This window comes from Peribacillus sp. NPDC096540 (genome assembly GCF_050278525.1).
Taxonomy (GTDB): Bacteria; Bacillota; Bacilli; order Bacillales; family DSM-1321; genus Peribacillus.
Genome location: NZ_JBNNTG010000006.1, coordinates 58284 through 79727 on the forward strand (window position 1 = coordinate 58284; position 21444 = coordinate 79727).

General features: G+C 38.9%; 15 protein-coding genes and 1 pseudogene. 15 read left to right on the top strand and 1 reads right to left on the bottom strand.

Annotated elements, in window-relative coordinates; translation table 11 throughout:
• Positions 1–5: 5 nt before the first annotated feature.
• The 15 genes and pseudogenes from ACQKMR_RS08195 to ACQKMR_RS08265 all read left to right on the top strand — a co-directional run bounded on the left by ACQKMR_RS08195 (position 6) and on the right by ACQKMR_RS08265 (position 19850).
• Positions 6–1754, top strand: a complete 1749-nt coding sequence (locus ACQKMR_RS08195) for an ABC transporter ATP-binding protein (protein WP_427696853.1) — start codon at positions 6–8, stop codon at positions 1752–1754.
• A complete protein-coding gene (locus tag ACQKMR_RS08200; RefSeq protein ID WP_427696854.1) occupies positions 1729–3519 on the top strand; it encodes an ABC transporter ATP-binding protein in 1791 nt (596 codons plus the stop codon). The genes ACQKMR_RS08195 and ACQKMR_RS08200 overlap by 26 nt, the downstream gene beginning before the upstream one ends.
• Positions 3520–3843: 324 nt before the next feature.
• Positions 3844–5895 carry a carbon starvation CstA family protein gene (locus ACQKMR_RS08205; protein WP_427696855.1) on the top strand — a complete coding sequence of 684 codons (2052 nt, stop codon included), beginning with the start codon at positions 3844–3846 and terminating at the stop codon, positions 5893–5895.
• 13 nt (positions 5896–5908) lie between these two features.
• Positions 5909–6112 (top strand): YbdD/YjiX family protein, encoded by a 204-nt coding sequence (locus tag ACQKMR_RS08210; protein ID WP_427696856.1) that lies wholly within the window; start codon positions 5909–5911, stop codon positions 6110–6112.
• Positions 6113–6360: 248 nt separating this feature from the next.
• The gene (locus ACQKMR_RS08215) at positions 6361–7575 is read left to right on the top strand and encodes an ammonium transporter (protein ID WP_427696857.1); all 1215 of its coding nucleotides are present in this window, start codon (positions 6361–6363) and stop codon (positions 7573–7575) included.
• A gap of 15 nt (positions 7576–7590) precedes the next feature.
• Complete coding sequence (locus ACQKMR_RS08220; RefSeq protein ID WP_427696858.1) at positions 7591–7953, top strand: P-II family nitrogen regulator; 363 nt, start codon at positions 7591–7593, stop codon at positions 7951–7953.
• A 610-nt stretch (positions 7954–8563) separates the two neighbouring features.
• The gene (locus tag ACQKMR_RS08225; protein ID WP_427696859.1) at positions 8564–9214 is read left to right on the top strand and encodes a LytTR family DNA-binding domain-containing protein; all 651 of its coding nucleotides are present in this window, start codon (positions 8564–8566) and stop codon (positions 9212–9214) included.
• Between the two features lie 130 nt (positions 9215–9344).
• The gene (locus ACQKMR_RS08230) at positions 9345–10871 is read left to right on the top strand and encodes an acetyl-CoA hydrolase/transferase family protein (RefSeq protein WP_427696860.1); all 1527 of its coding nucleotides are present in this window, start codon (positions 9345–9347) and stop codon (positions 10869–10871) included.
• A gap of 234 nt (positions 10872–11105) precedes the next feature.
• Positions 11106–11588 carry a DUF2690 domain-containing protein gene (locus tag ACQKMR_RS08235; RefSeq protein ID WP_056529740.1) on the top strand — a complete coding sequence of 161 codons (483 nt, stop codon included), beginning with the start codon at positions 11106–11108 and terminating at the stop codon, positions 11586–11588.
• 324 nt (positions 11589–11912) lie between these two features.
• Positions 11913–12833: a CPBP family intramembrane glutamic endopeptidase gene (locus ACQKMR_RS08240; RefSeq protein ID WP_427696861.1), complete on the top strand. Its 921-nt coding sequence runs from the start codon at positions 11913–11915 to the stop codon at positions 12831–12833.
• A 343-nt stretch (positions 12834–13176) separates the two neighbouring features.
• A pseudogene (locus ACQKMR_RS08245) lies at positions 13177–14594 on the top strand (IS4 family transposase).
• 687 nt (positions 14595–15281) lie between these two features.
• Positions 15282–15797 carry a DinB family protein gene (locus ACQKMR_RS08250; protein ID WP_427696862.1) on the top strand — a complete coding sequence of 172 codons (516 nt, stop codon included), beginning with the start codon at positions 15282–15284 and terminating at the stop codon, positions 15795–15797.
• Positions 15798–15911: 114 nt separating this feature from the next.
• Entirely contained in the window at positions 15912–16367 is a 456-nt protein-coding gene (locus ACQKMR_RS08255; RefSeq protein ID WP_427696863.1) for an SRPBCC family protein, read from the top strand.
• Between the two features lie 206 nt (positions 16368–16573).
• Positions 16574–17683: a lactonase family protein gene (locus ACQKMR_RS08260; protein WP_427696864.1), complete on the top strand. Its 1110-nt coding sequence runs from the start codon at positions 16574–16576 to the stop codon at positions 17681–17683.
• A gap of 1060 nt (positions 17684–18743) precedes the next feature.
• Positions 18744–19850, top strand: a complete 1107-nt coding sequence (locus ACQKMR_RS08265) for an AI-2E family transporter (protein ID WP_427696865.1) — start codon at positions 18744–18746, stop codon at positions 19848–19850.
• Positions 19851–19932: 82 nt separating this feature from the next.
• On the opposite strand, the gene ACQKMR_RS08270 is transcribed toward ACQKMR_RS08265, so the two are convergent.
• A complete protein-coding gene (locus ACQKMR_RS08270; RefSeq protein WP_427696866.1) occupies positions 19933–21351 on the bottom strand; it encodes an NAD-dependent succinate-semialdehyde dehydrogenase in 1419 nt (472 codons plus the stop codon).
• Positions 21352–21444: the final 93 nt, after the last annotated feature.

Below are 21444 nucleotides of genomic sequence, written 5' to 3' on the forward strand. Positions count from 1 at the left end.
CATAGATGAAAAAACTGTTCTCATTTCTTAAGCCATACCGACTCTTCATTACTCTCGCTTTATTTTTAATGATTGTTGAGCTCGGTGTCGAACTGTTACAACCGCTATTTATTGCAAAAATAATTGATGATGGTATTTTACAGAAAGATCTCTCGGTCGTGATTAAGTGGGGAAGTATTATGGTTGGACTATCTATTTTCTCCTTTCTTGGAGGAATTGTTAATTCGTTTACAGCATCTCATGTGAGTCAGAGTTTTGGCCATGATGTCAGGAAAAGCCTTTTTGGAAAAATTCAGGCGTTTTCTTTTGCTAATTTGAACAACATCCCAACTTCCTCGTTGATTACAAGGATGACCAATGATGTGACTCAGCTTCAAAATACGGTTTTCATGGCTTTGCGGATCATGGCAAGGGCACCATTAATTGTTCTTGGCGGTGCAATCATGGCGATTACGGTCAATTTGAAACTATCGCTTGTATTAGTCATTTCGATTCCAATTCTTGTGTACTTCCTAGGGTGGGTTATGAAACGAGCGGCAAAGCTGTTTAAGCTTGTACAGGAAAAGCTCGATAATGTAAATAGCGTCATGCGGGAAAACCTGATAGGCATGCGCTTAATTAAAGCGTATTTACGTAAGGAACATGAAATCAAAAGATTCGATGAGTCGAACGATGAGTTGAAAAGAAAGACCGTGTCTTCCCTTCGGTTGATTGAAACAACGATGCCGGTGCTGATGTTGGTTATGAATGTGGCCATCCTGGTCATACTTTGGCTTGGAAGCGAGTTTATTGCAACAGGAGATATACAGGTCGGAGAAGTGGTGGCGATTGTTAATTATGCAACGAGAATTACAGCATCACTTTCAGTTTTTTCGTGGCTGATCATGGTCATATCAAGGGCAAAGGCTTCAGCCGAACGCGTGACTGAAATATTTGTAACCCCCATAGATCTTGATGAAGGTATGATGGAAAGTCAGAGTGGGGTCGTTAAAGCAGGAAGCATCGAGTTTCAGGATGTTTCATTCCGTTATCCTGGAAGTGGTACACCTGTATTGAAAAATTTGAGCTTCACTGTTGAAGCGGGAGAATCGCTCGCTATTATCGGAGCGACAGGTTCAGGGAAAACCTCCTTATTTCAGCTAATTCCAAGATTGTACGAAGTTGAAAGTGGATCCATTTATATAGACAGCCAAGATGTGAAAAATATTCCCTTGGATTCCCTTAGAAAAAGGATTGGTTATGTACCGCAAGAAGCCTTGCTTTTTTCCGGATCTATAAAGAATAATATTGCTTGGGGGAAAGAAAACGCCACGATGGAAGAGCTTATGATAGCTGCCCAGCATGCTCAGGTTCATGAGACGGTGATGAAACTGCCAAAACAATATGAAACGCAGTTAGGGCAAAAAGGAGTGAATCTGTCAGGTGGGCAAAAACAGAGGTTATCGATTGCGAGGGCATTGGTGCGTAGACCGAAGATTCTCTTGTTGGATGACAGTACAAGTGCCTTGGATTTAAAAACGGAAAGTAAACTGCTTACTGCTTTAAAGTCCTATACATGCACGACACTAATCATTACACAAAAAATTAGTACAGCCATGGAGGCAGATAAAATTTTATTGCTTGAAAATGGTGAGGTGCTTGCGGAAGGGAAACATGAAGAGTTGATCAAAACAAGTACTCTTTATCGGAAAATCGTTCACTCACAGTTTGGGGAGGAGGGGATTTCTCTTGAGTCGAAAAATATTTCCCGCTAAGATAAAGTCAAAACCATCCAACTCATGGAAAACGATAAAACGAATAATCCCCTATTTAGCAACGAATAAAGGTCTGCTATTCTATGTCCTTCTTATGGTACTGATAAGTTCGATATTGGGATTGCTTGGACCCTTTCTTGTTGGTATGGCCATAGATGATTATATTGTAACGAAGGAAAGCGGAGGGCTAATAAATCTGTTGTTCGGGCTTCTCGCGGTCTATATTTTCTATTCACTTTCGATGTGGTTGCAGAATTATTGGATGATCGGAATTGCACAGGATACGGTGTATGTGATGCGCAATCAATTGTTTAAAAAGCTTCATCAGTTGTCGATCCCCTTTTTTGATCGCCGTCAGCATGGGGAATTGATGAGTCGTGTCACGAATGATATTGAAAATGTCAGTTCTACTTTGAATAGTTCTGTAATTCAGGTTTTTTCAAGTGTACTAACATTGGTTGGAACAATCGGAGTGATGCTTTATTTGAGCCCATTGTTAACGATTCTTACTCTCTTCATCGTACCTCTTATGTTCTTCGGCTTGAGATGGATCACGAACCGGACAGGAAAGCTTTTTAAAGAACAGCAGAAAAATCTTGGCGAACTGAACGGGTTTATCGAGGAGTCGATTTCCGGACAGCGAATCGTGAAGGCTTTTTCACAGGAAGATAAAGTTATCCGCGATTTTATTACCCGGAGTGAAAACTTAAAGAAAGCTGGGTTTTTATCGCAATCTTATTCAGGGCTGATTCCAAAGCTAATGAATTTATTGAATAACTTAAGTTTTACGGTAATTGCAGCTGTCGGTGGATTTTTAGCGCTGAGTGGCGTTGGTACGGTTTCCATCGGGGTCATTGTTATTTTCACAGAGTACTCAAGGCAATTCACCCGACCGTTAAATGACCTAGCTAACCAATTTAATACACTGCTTTCGGCTGTTGCTGGTGCGGAGCGGGTATTTGCCATTCTTGATGAAAAAGAAGAGGGAATGGATGAGAAACAGGCCGGTGAACTTCGGAATGTCTGTGGTGAGGTGGACTTTGAAGAAGTTTCCTTTTCATATAATGAAGAGGATCAAACAATACATAATGTCAGCTTTCATGCAAAAAAAGGAGAAACCATCGCGCTTGTTGGGCCAACGGGGGCAGGTAAAACGACAATCATTAATCTGCTTGCCCGTTTTTACGAACCAAACAGCGGCCGGATCTTGATAGACGGCCAGAATATCCAACAGGTAACGAGAGCAAGTCTCCGCAAGCATATGGGATTTGTATTACAGGATTCTTTTTTATTTCAGGGGACCATTTGTGAAAATATCCGCTACGGACGATTGGAGGCGGGGGATGAAGAAGTCGTGGATGCAGCCAAGCTTGCGAATGCTCATTCCTTTATCATGAAGCTACCAGATCAATATGATACCATTTTGAATCAGGATGGCAGTGGAATCAGTCAGGGGCAGCGCCAGCTTCTATCGATTGCAAGAGCGATTTTAGCAGATCCCGTTCTATTAATCTTAGATGAAGCGACAAGCAGTATTGATACGATTACCGAACTGAAAATCCAGGAAGCGTTACACCGATTGATGGAGGGAAGAACAAGTTTTGTCATTGCTCATCGATTGAATACGATCCAGCAAAGTGATCAAATTCTGGTACTTGATGAAGGGAGAATCATTGAAAAAGGTTCCCATACTGAGCTTTTACAGCAGCGAGGATTTTATTCTGAACTTTATCGCAGCTCATTAAAGGAAAATCAGACCGGGTAAAAAAAGTGGGCCATTTGGCGCACTTTTTTTTGCATTTGTCGTGTAAAACCAGAACCTTAACCTTAGGAATTGGATTCCGATTCATTTATTGATGCAATTTCCTCAACTAAAAATATGAGGAGTTCATCGACAAAATAATTGTAAATCCATTACAAATTGACTAATTTACTATTGCTAAAAAACCTTATAATAACATATAATTCTGAATATATAAAAAATTAACTTAAATTTAGTAGGTCATAGGAGAATATAGACCTAACACCATATGAAATAAAGATTTTTTATAGTAATTATTTAGTTCCAATAGAGAGGAGATGGAAAAAAATGAAAGCGGTTAAATCAGTTATTCTTTGGGGGATCATATCGGCAGTGGGTGCAGTAAGTTTTGGCTTCGTCGCTTTAAACCGAGGAGAAAGTATTAATGCCATGTGGATAGTCACTGCAGCTCTCTGTGTATATTCGGTTGCGTATCGCTTTTATAGTAAATTTATCGCACAGAAAGTGTTTGAGCTAGATGATAATCGCCAGACTCCATCGGAAGCAAATAATGATGGAAAAGACTACGTTCCTACAAATAAATGGGTGTTGTTTGGCCACCATTTTGCAGCAATTGCCGGAGCTGGTCCGCTTGTAGGACCGATCCTTGCTGCACAAATGGGATATTTGCCGGGAACACTTTGGCTTGTAGTTGGAGTTGTTTTAGCTGGAGCGGTACAAGATTTTATTATACTCTTCGGTTCGATGCGCCGTAACGGTAAATCGCTTGGTGAGATGATCAAAGAGGAAATTGGACCAATTACAGGTTTGATTGCAATGGTAGGGATTCTTGGTATCATGATTATTTTATTAGCGGTACTTGCCCTTGTAGTCGTAAAAGCCTTGGTTGGCAGTCCGTGGGGGATGTTTACGATCGCTTCGACCATACCGATTGCAGTCCTTATGGGCGTCTACATGAGATATATCCGGCCTGGTCGGGTTGGTGAAGGTTCAATCATTGGTATTATCTTATTGATGCTTGCTTTATACTTCGGTCGATTTGTATCCGAAAGCGCGACATTGGCGCCAATGTTTACATTCAATGGTGAAACAATTGCCATCATGTTGATCGTATACGGATTTGTTGCTTCTGTTCTGCCAGTATGGATGCTATTGGCACCACGTGATTATTTAAGTACATTCTTGAAAATCGGAACGATCATCGGGCTTGCGCTTGGTATCTTTATCGTCATGCCAAGCCTTGAAATGCCTGCTGTCACTCAGTTTATCGATGGAACAGGACCTGTTTTCTCAGGGAATCTATTCCCGTTCTTGTTCATCACGATTGCTTGTGGAGCGGTGTCGGGATTCCATGCCCTTGTTTCTTCCGGTACAACTCCTAAAATGATTGAACGTGAATCTCATTCGCGTCCAATAGGATACGGAGCTATGCTGACTGAATCCTTTGTTGCCATCATGGCGATGATAGCAGCCTGCGTACTGACACCAGGGATTTACTTTGCGATTAATAGCCCAGGTGCAGTTGTTGGAACGGAGCCAGCTCAGGTAGCAGCGACGATTTCCGATTGGGGATTCATTTTGACACCAGAGATGATTACTGGTCTTGCAGATGATGTCGGAGAAGAAACGATCTTGTCCCGTACTGGAGGAGCGCCAACCTTTGCAATTGGAATGGCTCATATCTTCTCAAAGGTGGTTGGTGGAGATTCACTGATGGCGTTCTGGTATCATTTCGCGATCCTGTTTGAGGCATTGTTCATCTTAACGACTATTGATGCTGGAACAAGGGTAGGGCGTTTTATGATTCAAGATATTCTCGGAACCTTTTATAAGCCATTTGCACAGACGAGTAAATGGCTGCCAAACATCATTGCGACGGCCATTTGTGTTCTTGGTTGGGGTTACTTCCTTTATCAAGGAGTTATTGACCCTCTTGGTGGAATAAATACACTTTGGCCGTTGTTTGGAATTGCAAATCAGATGCTTGCAGCCATTGCATTGCTGCTTGGTACAACTGTCCTTTTCAAAATGGGTAAAAAAGCATACACATGGGTTACGCTTGTACCGACTGTATTCTTATTGATTGTAACTATGACGGCAGGCTGGCAAAAGCTATTCCATGAAAACCCGGCGATTGGTTTTTTGGCGCATAAGGACAAATTTAAAGCCGCTTATGATAATGGGGAGGTTCTTGCCCCGGCAGCTAACTTAGCCGAAATGAAACGAGTTATCATCAATGATTATGTGGATGCAGCCCTTTGTGCCATCTTTATGATTGTTGTTATCACTGTCCTGATTTCAGCCATAAGATTATGGATCAAGGTCTTAAAAAATCAAAAAATAGATTTACATGAATCACCTTATGTATCAAGGTCATAAGGGAGGGGAGACAATGCTGAAAAGATTAACAAAGATTCTTAGCTACAGAAAGCAGTTTGTCAGTTTGCTTGTCGGCGTACCTAGTTATGAAACTTATGTGGACCATATGAAGGTCCACCATCCGAAAGATACAGTAAAAACTAGGAAAGAATTTTTCTGTGAAGCTCAGGATGAACGGTATAATGCTAAAGGTGGTAAAGTGTCTCGTTGTTGTTAACTGGCAATATTTTTGAAGGGCCCTCGATTTGAGGGCCCTTTTTTGTTTTTTTTAGAAGTAGGAAATAGGGATGGATTATAAGAGCATTAGATTGAAACGGTTATTTATTCATCCTAATGTTATAAAATCTAACACTTTTTTTATAAAATTATTTAAAGAAGTTGAATTATTAGAAAATTAAGTTTATGATAAAAATTATAACATGATGATGTTAAAAAACATAACATATAGAATAAGGGGGAAACAAAATGCAAATGGCAGATTCGGTATTTATGTTTTTGGCAACAATGATGGTTTGGCTAATGACACCAGGGATTGCCTTATTTTATGGTGGGATGGTAAAAAGTAAAAACGTCCTGAATACGGCAATGCATAGTTACATGCCATTGGCTGTTATTTCTATTCTTTGGGTACTAGTTGGTTATTCATTATCATTTTCTTCAGGAAATACACTCCTTGGCGGTATGGATTGGGTTGGTTTAAAAGGCGTAGGCTTCGAACCAGGTCCATACAGCGAAACAATTCCTCATAGTTTATTCATGTTATTCCAAATGACTTTTGCTGTATTAACCGTTTCAATCATTGCAGGTGGTATTGCAGAGCGAATGAAGTATTCAGCATTCTTAATTTTTACAATTCTTTGGTCTCTATTCGTATACGCTCCTGTTGCTCACTGGGTATGGGGAGGCGGCTGGTTAGCTGAACTCGGTACTCTTGATTTTGCTGGTGGTAACGTTGTTCATATTTCTTCCGGGGTTGCAGGTCTGGTTTTAGCGATCATGTTAGGTAAAAGGAAAGAATCAGGTAACAGTGCACCACATAATCTTCCATTAACATTCCTCGGCGGATCATTAATATGGTTCGGATGGTATGGCTTCAATGTCGGAAGCGCACTAACAATTAATGCGGTAGCAATGAATGTATTCGTGAATACAGCTGTTGCAGCAGCTGCAGGTATCATTGGTTGGTTAATTGTTGAGTATATGGCGAATAAAAAAGCAACATTGCTAGGTGCAGTATCTGGAGCGATTTCTGGGTTAGTTGCCATTACACCAGCGTGTGGATTCGTAACACCGGCATCTTCAATCATTATCGGTGTCGTCGGTGGAGCAGTATGCTTCTGGGGTGTATTCTTCCTGAAAAATAAACTAGGATACGATGATGCCCTAGATGCTTTCGGATTGCATGGCATCGGTGGAACATGGGGTGGAATCGCGACAGGATTATTTGCTACTACTTCCGTAAACGAAGGTGGAGCTAATGGTTTATTCTACGGAGATTTCAACTTGCTTTGGAAGCAGATTTTAGCGATCGTTGCAACGTATATATTCGTGGCTGTGATCACTTATATCATTGCAAAAGTAATAAATCTTTTCGTTCCATTACGTGTCAGTGAAGAAGATGAGTCAATGGGGCTTGATCTTACACTTCACGGCGAAAAAGCCTATCACGAATCAATTTAAATGGAGGTTGATCATATGTCTGAGGTTTTAACGAAAATTGAAATCATTACACGTCCTATTAAGTTTGAGCAATTCAAAGCAGAACTTGCAAAAATAGGAGTAAGTGGAATAACAGTATCGGAAGTAAAAGGAACTGGGCTTCAGAAAAGTTATGTGGAAACGTATCGCGGTCGAAATCGGGAAATGTCGTTACATGACCGGATGAAAATCGAGATTGTTGTTTGTGAAGTTCCAGTTCAGGATGTTGTGGAAGTAGCAAGGAAACTTTTGAGCACTGGGAAACCCGGTGACGGCAAAATCTTCATTTATGAATTAGCGAATGTCGTGAATATCCGAACAGGAAAAGAAGGACATTATGCTTTAAAGAACGAGAACTAGAGGAGATTAATTAATCCGATATAATGTGCTGATTTCAGCAATTTAGAGAAAGGAGCAAAATATGGGGAGACTGGTCCGAATTGTTAATGCAAAAAAACAAAAGATTGTTGATACACTCATATCAGAGAATGTATATCAACCTGCTGACCGACCCTTTTTATTAGAATTACCATTAAAAAATTTAGAAGAAATTTTATCACTTCGAATAAAATCCTCGTTTCAAAATCAGAGTTATAAAAAATAACATTTTACAGCCGTTTCTTCTAAATAAAGGAGAACGGTTTTTTTTATGCTTTTACTGCATATCTTTGGCAATGGAATTTAAAAGTTAATAGCTTTGAAATGAATTTTATTATATAAGGAAACTTTTTTTTTATCTCCCATAGAAATCGATGAGTATTCCTACTATAATGAATATGGACAAAAATTTAAATCCATTTTATTTGGTTTTTTTGACACTTTTAGCTTAGTTAATTCAATTTTTCTTTATTTTGCGAAAAATAACTTCAAAAAAATTGTAAGTCTTCCAAAAATAACGAAGTAGGTTCGCGAATGCACTGTTTATAGTGAGGGAAATTTATAAATATGTTCTTTTATGAGGTGAGGGGAAATGGATCAATTTACGGTCGAGTCCGTTTTAAATATCATCAGGGAATTTGTTCCGCAGGATGCTTCAATATCTGTGGCTGACTCAGAAAAATACATTTATTACCAACCGAGCAAGCAGGTTGACTTAAGAATTAAACCAGGAGATTTAATAAGTGAAAAGACGGCTACGTATAAAGCCTTGAGTGTCCGAAAAAAAATTGGTGTACAAGTTGAAAGTAATGTATTTGGCGTACCTTATTATGGTTTGAGCGTACCAATAATGGACGAGGGTAATCCGTTAGGGGCAGTAACTGCTATTATGCCGTCAAAGCAGTTAATATTACCGACTTCATTTTTAACAATCAAAACGGATGACCACTGGATTCCACTTCCATATGACGAAATTATGTATTTAGAAGCGCAAAATAGGAAAACTAAAATTCAGTCCGAACGCGTAAATGGATTTCATAAAATGAACTTAAGTGAATTGGAGTTTATTTTACCGAATGATTTGTTTATTCGGGTTCATCGTTCGTACATCGTCAATATTAATTATATTCAGGAGATTCTTCCTGATTTTCACTCTACATTTTTACTTGTAATGAAGGATCAGTCTAAAATCCAAGTTAGTCAAACATATGCAAGTCAATTCAGAAGAGCTCTAGGGTTTTAACGTTTCTACTTTATGTGATAAAAATGCTGGTTTATGCTCTATTTAAGGCTTTTCATTCGAAAACGAATGTTACAATTACACGGGCTTGATAAAATTAAGTGTAAGAAAAGCGAAAATGGGGGTCTTTTGTATGAACGAAAGCGTTTTCAAAAAAATTCGCAACGAACAATTTAAGGGGAAAGTTGTTACAGCGGAAGAAGCAGCTTCATGGATTAAAGATGGGATGAAACTTGGTATGAGTGGATTCACTCGTGCTGGTGACGCTAAAGTTATCCCGATGGCTCTAGTTGAAAGAGCTAAAACTGAAAAATTCAAAGTTGACGTTTATACTGGTGCTTCTTTAGGGCCGGAAGTCGACCAACATATGGCGGAAGCTGGTATCATAAACAAACGCTTACCGTTCCAAGCAGATAAAGGTATTCGTAATAAAATCAATGCTGATGAAGTCACTTATGTGGATCAGCATTTATCTCATACAGCTGAACAAGTTCGTCAAGGTATTGTCGGACCAATTGATTTTGCTATTATTGAAGCATTGGCAATTACAGAAGAAGGATTAATCATCCCTACTACTTCTGTAGGTAACTCAGCCATCTATGTTCAAGAAGCTAAAAATGTAATTATTGAATTAAACGTGTCCCATCCAGAAGGATTAGAAGGCATGCATGATATTTATACACCAGCTAAACAAGGTGAGCGCCAACCAATTCCAATGACGAGCGCAAGCGATCGTCTTGGATCAATTGGTATTCCGGTTGACCCTGAAAAAGTTAGAGGGATTGTCGTTTCTACAGATCTTGATGCACCTTCTACAATCGTGCCACCAGACGAAGAAACAGCAACAATTGCCAATCACCTTATTAACTTCCTTCGTGAAGAAATCAAGGCTGGCCGTTTAACTGAAAACCTTGCTCCGCTTCAATCTGGTGTAGGTTCAGTAGCCAACGCAGTATTCGCTGGTTTCCTTGATTCTGAATTTAAAGATTTAGAAGTGTATTCTGAAGTACTACAAGATGCAGTATTCGATTTAATCGATGCTGGAAAAGTTAAATTTGCTTCAGGTTGCTCGATTACTTTAGCTGAAGAAAAAGGAAAACAAGTCTACGGTGAGCTTGATAAATACCGTGAAAAACTTGTTCTTCGTCCACAAGAAATATCTAACCATCCTGAAATCATCCGTCGTCTTGGTTTGATTTCAATCAATACTGCGTTAGAGTGCGATATTTACGGAAACGTAAATTCTACACATGTTTCTGGTACAAGAATGATGAATGGTATCGGTGGATCAGGAGACTTTGCTCGTAACGCACGCCTAGGTATTTTTGTAACAAAATCATATGCTAAAGGCGGCAAAATTTCTAGTATCGTTCCTTTCGTTTCTCATGTGGACCACACTGAGCACGATGTGGATGTACTAGTTACAGAACAAGGTATCGCTGATTTACGTGGTCTAGCACCAAAAGAACGCGTAGAATTAATCATCGAAAACTGTGCACACCCGGATTACCGTCCGCAACTTCGTGCATACTTTACTGAAGCTGTTGCTCAAACTGGTGGACATCAAACTCCACATATTCTTGAAAAAGCTTTCTCTTGGCATACAAACCTTGCTAAAAACGGTACAATGCTTGAAGCTACTCTTCAAGACCAAAAATAAGATATTCTGCCCCGCTATTATAGCGGGGTTTTTTTATTTAGGCTCAATTAAGGATTTTGTTGATTTTTTTGTTGAACTATCGGGGCAGGATAGCTGAAGAGTGCTGTTTGATCTTTATTCAACAATCGGGCCAGATTGTTGAATAAGATAGTAGTTTAGTTAAATAGAATATAAATACGCATAACGTTATAATTTTCAGAGTATTAAAAAAATAATATTAAGGAGAGGATTATAATGAAACAAAAATTGTTGGTATTTCTTTCATTTTTGGCGTTAACCACAATGTCATTTTCTATTCCCAATGTAGAGGCTGCAAGTTATAACGGGAAGAGTCCAGTTTCTACTGGTTGTCAAAATGATGCCTACACGGCAGTTTCTACGAGTGTGAAGAAGGATAATGGAACCATTGTTGGAACAATTCAGGTGAAATATAGTCCATCCTGTAAGTCTGCTTGGGCGAAAACTACATTTAATTCTGCCTTGCCATCCGGTTATACAGGGAATGCCTTTATTCACCAGTTTAATTCCGATCATTCGATAAAGCTCCGATCATATGATTGTAATAGTTCTGGAGGAAATGGAAAAGTACTTTCCGGACAAAAATCATGTTATACCCCCATGGTTGATGATCCAGTTGGAAATTATGCGAAAGCAGAAGGATATCGATCAACAAGCTCGAATCCTTTTGAAGCTTATGGTATTACTGGATACTATTAATAGGGGTCCTGCCGCATGCCCATCAAGCTAAGATTTTAAAGTACCCCCTAAACGAAATTTTTGTGTTTTTTATAGCACGGAAGTTCATTATTATCGTTTTGGGGAAGAATGTGTTTCTTAACTTGATAGCGATGTGGTGCTACCCCCAGATGCACTCAAGGTAGACAAAGGCATGAAGGAAACTGTTATAGAAATTTCACATTTCTTTGATAACGTATCGCGTCCTTCTTACAAAAATCTTAACTTTATCACATCAAAAAGGTTCTTTATGAAAACATATAGAATTAGCACCTATCGCAGTATTTTATAATTGAAGGAGTGATTATGTTGAAGTATTTAACAAAATCAAAAAACTCATCAACAGGTCTGAGAGGGTTTTTGGAATCCCATCCGTTAACCTCATTTTTTGTAATGGCATATTTATTCTCGTGGGTTGTATTAATTCCATATATCTTATCCCAATGGGGTATTTTTCCTAAAACAAAATCGTTTGATATTTTCTTTGTTGCCAATGCGTTTGTAGGCCCTATGTTAGCAGCATATATCATGTTTCGAACTCTTGAAGGCAATGAGTCATGGCAAAAAATTAGAAAAAGCATCAGATCGACAAAAGTCGGTTTAAAGTGGTACTTGTTTACTCTTATCGGTATCCCTGCTGTGATGTTTCTGGGGATGGTGATGTTAAATGGAGGGATGCCTACTTTCAATGGTCTTACTTCTAAATTTTTTGTGATTTATCCCATCTATTTTGTAGCTGTTTTCTTTGGCGGTGGACCATTACCTGAGGAAATCGGATGGAGGGGTTTCGCTCTGCCTCGATTACAATCGAAGTTTGGACCATTAAAGGCAACATTACTGCTTGGCGTTTTGTGGGCTTTTTGGCATCTTCCTCATTTCTTAACGGTTGCACAAAGGGGCGGACCAGGTTCTGACCTTTCTCTCCTATATATTAATTTGCCGATTTTTATTTTGCTGTGTTTACCGATTTCAATCATTCTCACTTGGGTCTATAACTGCCATCGCGGTAACTTATTTATTGTCATGCTGGTTCATACGAGTTTAAATACCTTTAGCTTGATACAGCCTTATTTGACCAACCCTTTTTTGAAAAATTCGGATTTATCTATCGGAATAGGATTAGTCTTTGTTGCTTTGCTTGTTCTTATTTTCACACGAGGCAACCTTGGATATAAACAAACTTCTAATGAAGTAGGATTCAGTAACAATGAAAATATAAGTAAATAGAAACGAAAACCATAAAAAAGGGGCAGTTGATTTTGGAGTTGCTTTTTGTTTACCTCATTTTTTTCGGCATTCTGCATCTAGATGGCAAATCCGTTGACCACGGCAAGACTTTATCCATTCTTCTTTGTGCTCAAATTGTTTATTCATATCATCTAACCTTATTAATCAATTTTTTTGATGAATTTAATTAAGAACCCCTTATTTACAGTTTATAAAATTAGGTCTTGATAACGTTTTGTTGGCGAGACCACATGCCCATCAAGCTAAGTAAAAACAATACCTCCAATAACGAAAAAACGCTATGCTTATCGTAAGAAGTTTACGAGAAAGGATGGTTTTTTTTATGAATCCTATCACCTCTAGTGAACTGACACTTTTTGCGAAAGAATTACAACGCTTTCTATCTCCATTAGTCCTACAAGAAACTGCCAAACAGATGGGCTTTGTACAGCGATCTAGTAAGTATCAAGCAGCTGAACTCATCGCCCTTTGCGTTTGGCTCAGCCAAGAAGTCGCTAGTACATCACTTACACAATTATGTAGTCGTTTAGAGGCTTCGACGGGTGTACTAATGAGCCCAGAAGGGCTGAATCAACGCTTTAATCCAGCAGCTGTCACATTCCTCCGAGAAGTCTTTACTTCGCTGTTAACACAAAAACTCTGTTTAAATCAATCACTTTCTTCAGACATAATTTCTACTTTCAAACGTATTCGGATTTTAGATGCGACTGTATTTCAGCTACCTGATTCCTTTGCTATAAATTATCAAGGCTCTGGAGGGAGTAGTAATACTGCAGGGGTGAAAATCCAATTGGAATACGATTTATTAAGTGGCCAATTTTTAAACGTACAACTAGGACCTGGAAAAAACAATGATAAAACATACGGTACAATTTGCCTTGAAACTGTTGAGAAAGGCGATTTATGCTTACGTGATCTTGGTTACTTTGATTTAGGAGACTTACAAGCCATTCATGATAAAGATGCTTACTATATCTCGAGATTAAAGCTTAATACACGTATTTATATCAAGAACCCTGAGCCAGAATTCTTCAACAATGGCACGATAAAAAAGCAAACAGAATACATCAAGCTTGATATGGCACAAATAATGTCCGGTCTAACTTCAGGTGAAACGATGGAAATCCCCGAAGCATACATTGGCCAAAATCAGAAGCTTCCAGCACGTGTTATTATCCATCGTTTAACCGATGATCAAACGCAAACCAAGTAATACGAGAAAAGAAGAAAGGCATTTCCATGAAGGAGAAAAGTAAGCACTTGATGGGGATGAATGTCTATATCACGAATTCATCGCCAGAAGAAGTTCCTACTGATTATGTCCATTCCCTCTATTCCCTGCGTTGGCAGATTGAGATTTTATTTAAAACATGGAAGTCATTCTTTGAAATCGATGAATGCAAAACAATCAAAAAAGAACGCCTAGAGTGCCATTTATACGGCCAACTTATTGGAATTCTCCTTTGTTCTTCTACCATGTTTCAAATGCGACAGCTTTTGCTTGAAAAGAAAAATCAGGAGTTGAGTGAATACAAAGCGATTTATATAATTAAAGATTACTTTCCGTTATTGTTTCAAGCAATAGCAATTGGTTCAGAACAGCTTTTGAAAATTCTTCATCGCCTTTTTCAGCTACTCAAAAAGAACGGTCGAAAATGCCATAGGTATAAGAAGATGACTGTCTTTGATATTCTAGGGGTTGTGTATCAAACGACGGTGAAGGATAGACAAGCTGCCTAGAAAAAAGCGCATATTTGATAGGCTTCTTTGGCATGCCTGGTATTCAAGAACTGGGTAGTTTTGGAACAATATCATTTTGTGCTATTAATTTACGTTGTTAGCTTGATGGGCATGGGGTCCTGCCGACAAAATGCGAATATGCTAAGATAATTTTTGGAATAAAAAGCCCTGAATTTTCTACGCTAAGTAGAAGATTCAGGGCTTTGTTTGAAAAGACTTATCTTATTGTTGATCACACTTTTTCTTTAATATCTTTTTCATCATATTGTTTAACAGTTAGCCAAGGTTCAAATAGCATTTTTAAGTCCTGTTGAAATATGGTAGAATCCGCATTAATTTTGTTAATTCGATTATTTGGTTGGTTCGATAATTTATAACAATTGGAAATTTTTATACATGTGGCCCCTTAATCCTCGAATCGTTTCCGTGCCCCTAATAAAGTTGTATCGTTTTGAAAAAAAATTGATTGAAGTATGGGCTATATTTGATGTGAAACGTTGATTTAACAACGTTTATAATTTTTTTTGATCAAACCTTTTTATAAAAATTGAGTTGCTGTTATAAGTTATATCATTGGTTCTGATCAATCTTTTTTTAAAAAAATGGAATGAATTCATTTACAAAACAAATGTTTAAGATCAATTCTTATCAAACTTTTTTATAAAGCTACAGATGGAGGTTGTTGTGATGTTGAAACTGTTTCAATATAACTGGCAAGTTCGTGATGATTGGTTTACATTGTGCGAAGACATATCGGATGAAGAACTAATAAAGAAACGGGTCGGTGGGTTCGGCAGTATCCTACATACCCTATTTCACATTGTAGATGTGGAATATATGTGGATCTTAGGTTTGCGTGGTGAACCAGTGCCTGAGGAGCCATTGTTTGAGGATTATGCTAGCTTACAAAAAGTGAAAAATCTTTCAGCTCAATACCATGAGAAAGTGAAGCCATTTGTGACATCTTGGACAAATGAAATGGATTCTCGGAAACTTTCAGAAACTGATTTCAATGAAGAACCGATTAGCTCTAGAGACGCACCAATCAGGCGCCGAGTTATTGAATGTACACACGGAGAGATCATTCGTCATGTCATTGTCCACGAAATCCACCATATCGGCCAGTTATCTATATGGGCACGTGAAATAGGAAAGGAGCCTGTTTCCGCAAATCTGAGAGGAAGAGGGCTATTCGATAATTAGACTGCCTTTGCCAATTACAATCGGGGCAGTTTAGTGGAATAATGGCTAGGTAATATTGGCTTTAACGAACTATAATGATGGTGTTAGAAAGTGCTTATAAAAGGAGAATAAGAAATGCCTGTTATTGAGTATCAACAATTTATTAAAGCCCCAGTTGAATTATGTTTTGACCTTGCGAGGAACGTGGATATTCATACCAAGACGACATCGAAAACAAAGGAAATTGCTGTTGATGGTGTGACAGAAGGGCTATTAGAGGAGGGAGATACTGTTACTTGGGAAGCCATTCACTTTGGTATTAAACAAAGGCTGAAAGCCCAAGTGACATTAATGGAAAAACCAAATAAGTTTGTAGATATTATGGTGAAGGGAGCCTTTCATTCTTTTGTTCACACACATCAGTTTATAGAAGAACAAGGTGGAACTATAATGATAGATAAATTTCGATATAAGTCACCGTTCGGTCCAATTGGGGTTTTAGCCGATAAGTTGTTTTTGGAGAAGTATATGAGAGAATTTATCATTTCTCGTGCAAAGGCACTGAAAAAGATTGCCGAGAATATGCTCTAACCTTGTTTAACTAACAGGTGCTTTACTTCATTTCAGGAGCTGATCAGCAGCTGATCAGCAGCTCCTTTTATTATGGAACTAAAGAGGCAGGTTAGTGGGATAAGTGGATGATAGTCCACTTCTCTTTGTGAACTAATTTATTGCCATTTGGGGAATTTAAATGGAAAAAGAACCATATAAAATTATGGAAGGAGGAGAGTCAAAAAATGCAGATAATGAACAATTATTTTCGTGCGCGTGCGAGTATGGTGTACATGATGACCAATAATGAAGTAATGAATCAAATCATTGCCTTTTACATGGATATGAATGGTATGCTCACCTTTGCGGGTTCCTCCCCAACTAATGGCAGAGGTACTGGTACAAAGGAAGTTTCCACTGCAACAGCAAACGATGGCGTCGACCCCTTAGCGTCACAAGGCGCCCTAACTTTATCCCGTGATGGACGTTTCCTACTTGCAGTTAACGCAGGCAGCCATAGTGTCAGTAGTTTCATCATAACCGATAGTGGAATGCCTGTTCTTGTTGATGTGAAGCCATCAGGAGGTGCTCAGCCCAATAGCGTAGATGTGTTTGGAAATCTTCTCTATGTCTCCAATGTAGGTCATGCCGAAAACAACTTTGCATCAAATATCACTGGTTTTCACATAGATGATAACGGACGCCTTACTCCTATTCCAGGATCCACCCATTCTCTTAGTACTTTTAATGCTCAGCCGGCGCAGGTTCTCTTTACTCCAGATGGCAGTAAAATCGTTGTCTCCGAGCTTACATCAAACCACCTCAGTGTATTCCATGTAAATAACAATGGTACGGTTACAGGACTGATTGTTAATGATTCTTACGGCCAAGGACCATTGGGCGCTTATTTTCTATCCTCTGGAATCCTCTTAGTTACAGAAGCGGTTTCAAATGCGTTGTCATCTTATTCATTGAGCAACGATGGTATCCTTCATGTGATCAGCGGCTCTGTACGAAACGGATATCAGACTGCTTGTTGGGTTGTAACAACGAGGGATGAACGTTTTGCATACACTACCAACACCTTAAGCGGCACCATCTCCACCTATCGAATCGATCAGAATGGAACATTATCGGTGGTAGGGCATATTACCAGTACACCGCCAGGTACACCACCAGGTCTTCCGATGGATGTTGGAGTCAGTAAAGATGGACGACATTTTTACACACTTAACGGAAATCAGGGTACAGTGTCAGTATTTAATATCCAAGATGATGGTAGTCTAGTAAGATTACAGGTTGCTGCCTGGACTAACTTTCCTTACTTTGGGTCACAAGGTTTAGCTGTTCTTTGATTCTATTAGGTTCACCATACTGGGTGGAAAAGAAAAATACAGGAATTTCTAAAAACAAGGCTGCCGACATATTGGTGGCTTTTGTTATGAGACAACATAATTGCAAGCTAGATTGTGAAGAAATGTACTGTGCGAGACGTTTCCTTATAAGTGCATAAGCACGAAATAGGAGGATTGCTAAAAAGCAATTACAACTGATTAATGGAAACTCGGAATGAAAACCTTCATGTTGAGCTGAAACGAGTTATCTGATACTCCTACGTGCACAGAATGGTAGTAGCCTGAATGTGTATGAAGCTAGGTAAAGTCGGCTGAAATGAACCTAAGTTGTTTATATAGAATATGGTTCATGATAGGTCGGGGTGCTACAAAATTCTAAGGTGGGAATTTCCAATAGGACTGACGAACTTGCGAATGTACGGGTCTAAATTTCTAATACGCTCGAAAGACGTATACTGTAAATGCAGTGTCAAACACCGAAAAGTACGATTAGTACATAGGAACCTTGGAATATCTAACAAATGAGGAGTTGACAGGCTCAAAGTAAGTACCTACGGTGTGAACAGGGGGAACAGGGAGCGATAATTTCAAACCCTTACCTATCTGTATCCATAGGATACAAAAGGTAGACCACAATAAGTGGTCTCTTTTAATGTGTATTTACTAGAGCATGTCATTGGATAGTGATTCTAAGAGTCATTCTTTGCTTCACGAAAGCGTGGTTTTTTTATCGATGTTGAGATGCCTGCTTTAGTCCTGCAGCGAATGCTTTGATGATCGAATTCAAATAATCTGTTTTCATTGTATATTTACTTTTATGTATTATTTGCAATATATTAACTGATTTTTAGTTTTTAATAAATAATGCTTAAGTATTCAAAAGAGCGGGAATTATACATAAGGTTTTTTAGATTATTTTTGTATATATTATACGTTCAAGTTATAGAAGTATGGTAAACTGCTAACAATGAAAGATTATCATACATAGAATTTTACATTATATATGTCGTTTCCTTAGTAATAGGGAGTTATATAGAATGGTTATATTGGAGGAGATAATTTGTTCAAGACCAAACTGCATTTTTGGACGTTAGAGTTATTATTATTGTCTTTACTTTTTTATGTTGGTACAAAGATTTCTTTTCTTTTTGAACCAATTGTGATTTTTACCTCAACTTTGTTCTTTCCAATCTTGATTTCAGGTTTCCTCTTCTTTTTGTTCAACCCAACTGTTGACTTTTTAGTTAAAAGGAGAATGCCGAGGGGATTGGCGATTTTATTGCTTTACGTGTTTTTCCTTGGATTGATTAGTTTGTTGGTCGGCCTAGTGGGCCCATCACTTTCCAGACAGGTCACAGATTTAGTCAATAACCTCCCGGATTATTTCAATCAAGTAAGAAAGTTCATTGAAGATTCAGCTGAGTCAAAATGGTTTTTGTGGACGGTGGAACAAGATTATGTCCCTTTGAAAGAAGTAGGAGATTCGCTTCAAAAATATTTGATGAATTTACCGAGTAATATAACGAATAGTTTGTCTTCGGTTTTCAGTGTAGTGACGAATATTACATTAGTAGTCGTGACGGTTCCTTTCATCCTATTTTATATGCTGAAAGATGGGGATAAGCTTCCAAGTGCCATCATGAAATTCGTACCGGTTCGTTATAGAAAACCAGCTTTAACAGTACTTCAGGAAACGGGAGACACGCTTACTACTTATATACAAGGACAGATGCTTGTATGCATGTTTGTTGGAATTGGAACGTTCATTGGATATTTAATCATTGGTTTGCCTTACGCGTTCTTATTTGCGCTGATTGGTGCGATTACCAATATCATTCCATATGTAGGCCCTTTTATTGGGGCAGCGCCTGCAGTCGTTGTGGGATTGATTTATTCACCGACCCAAGCGTTATTGGTCATTCTTGTTATAACGATCATTCAGCAACTGGATGGTAATGTCATCTCACCGTTAGTCATCGGGAAAAAATTGAACACCCACCCGCTTACCATCATTATCCTTTTACTCGTTGCTGGAAACATTTCCGGTATCATAGGGATGATTTTGGCAGTTCCGACATATTCCGTTGTAAAAACGATTGTGTTGAATATCGTAAAGTTCATCAGGATCCGGAAAGAGGAAAAGCTTGATGAAGATATATTAGAATGAAAAACGGGACCAACTCAAAAAGAGTTGGTCCCGTTTTTCTTTTTAAGAAAGGTTCCCTAATAATCAAGGGCACTTGAACATATTACAAACCTAAAGAAATATATTTTACTTCTAAGAACTCTTCAATGCCCTGGTGTCCACCTTCGCGGCCGAGTCCACTTTGCTTGAAGCCACCAAATGGAGCCTGTGGAACGGAGGGAAGTCCGTCGTTTAAGCCGACAATTCCGAATTCTAGCGCTTCAGTGGCTTTGATGCCTTTGGTGATATTTTCGGTAAACACGTATGCAGCTAAACCGAAAATGGAGTCATTTGCACGCCTAATAGCTTCTTCATCCGTCTTAAAGGAGGCGATTGGAGCTAATGGACCGAATGTTTCTTCCTTCATACAGAGCATGCTATCATCGATGTTGGAAAGAATAGTTGGCTCTAGGAAAAGCCCACCGATTGATTTTCCACCAGCTTCGAGTTTAGCTCCGCTACTGATTGCTTCATCGATTTGTTTTTGAACCTTATCCACCGCATCTTGGTCAATAAGTGGACCAATGTCGACGCCTTCTTCTAGCCCGTTGCCTACTTTCAGTTCGTTGACTTTGGCAACAAGCTTTTCGATAAAGGTTTCTTGAATGGATTCGTGAACATAAATGCGGTTTGAACAGACACATGTTTGTCCAGCATTACGGAATTTAGAACTGATAATGCCATCGACTGCTTTATTAAGATCAGCATCTTCAAAGACGATGGCAGGAGCGTGACCGCCAAGTTCAAGTGAGACTTTTTTTACCGTATCGGCCGAGCCCCTCATTAAGGTTTTACCGACTTCAGTTGAACCGGTGAATGTCAATTTACGGACCCGTGTATCTTGAAGCCAGGTTTCACCAATTTCTGATGATTTCCCTGTCACGACATTGATGACGCCTTTTGGAATACCAGCTTCTTCTGCTAATTCTGCCATTTTTAAAGCTGTAATAGGAGTCAGATTGGCCGGTTTAATGACGACCGTACAGCCGACAGCAAGGGCAGGGGCCACTTTTCTCGTAATCATCGCTGCAGGGAAGTTCCATGGTGTAATGACGGCTACCACTCCGACTGGCTGTTTAGTAACGAATAGTCGCTTATTAGACACGGAAGCAGGAATTGTTTCACCGTACACTCGTTTTCCTTCTTCAGCAAACCAAGATAAAAACCCATTAGCATAGGTCATTTCCCCAAGAGCCTCTTTTAAGGGTTTACCTTGTTCCTCTGTCATGATTCTAGCTAATTCTTCTTTATTATCATCGATTAATCTATGCCATTTCCAAATTAAATCAGCACGTTCATAGACTGAGAGTGATGCCCAACCTGTAAAGGCCTCATAAGCAGCATCGGCAGCCTTGGCTGCTTCAGTTGCACCACCTTTTGGAACGGTGGCAACGACTGCATCAGTTGCCGGATTTTTCACTTCAATTTTTTCTAGTCCAAAATCAGACCACTCACCGTTAATAAATAATCCGTAATCCTTCATGATAAAACCTCCCATTTTGGTTAAATCTATCAAACTACTTAAAAAATCTTTTAACTTTATACCAATACCTGTTATATAAAATTATAAACACTT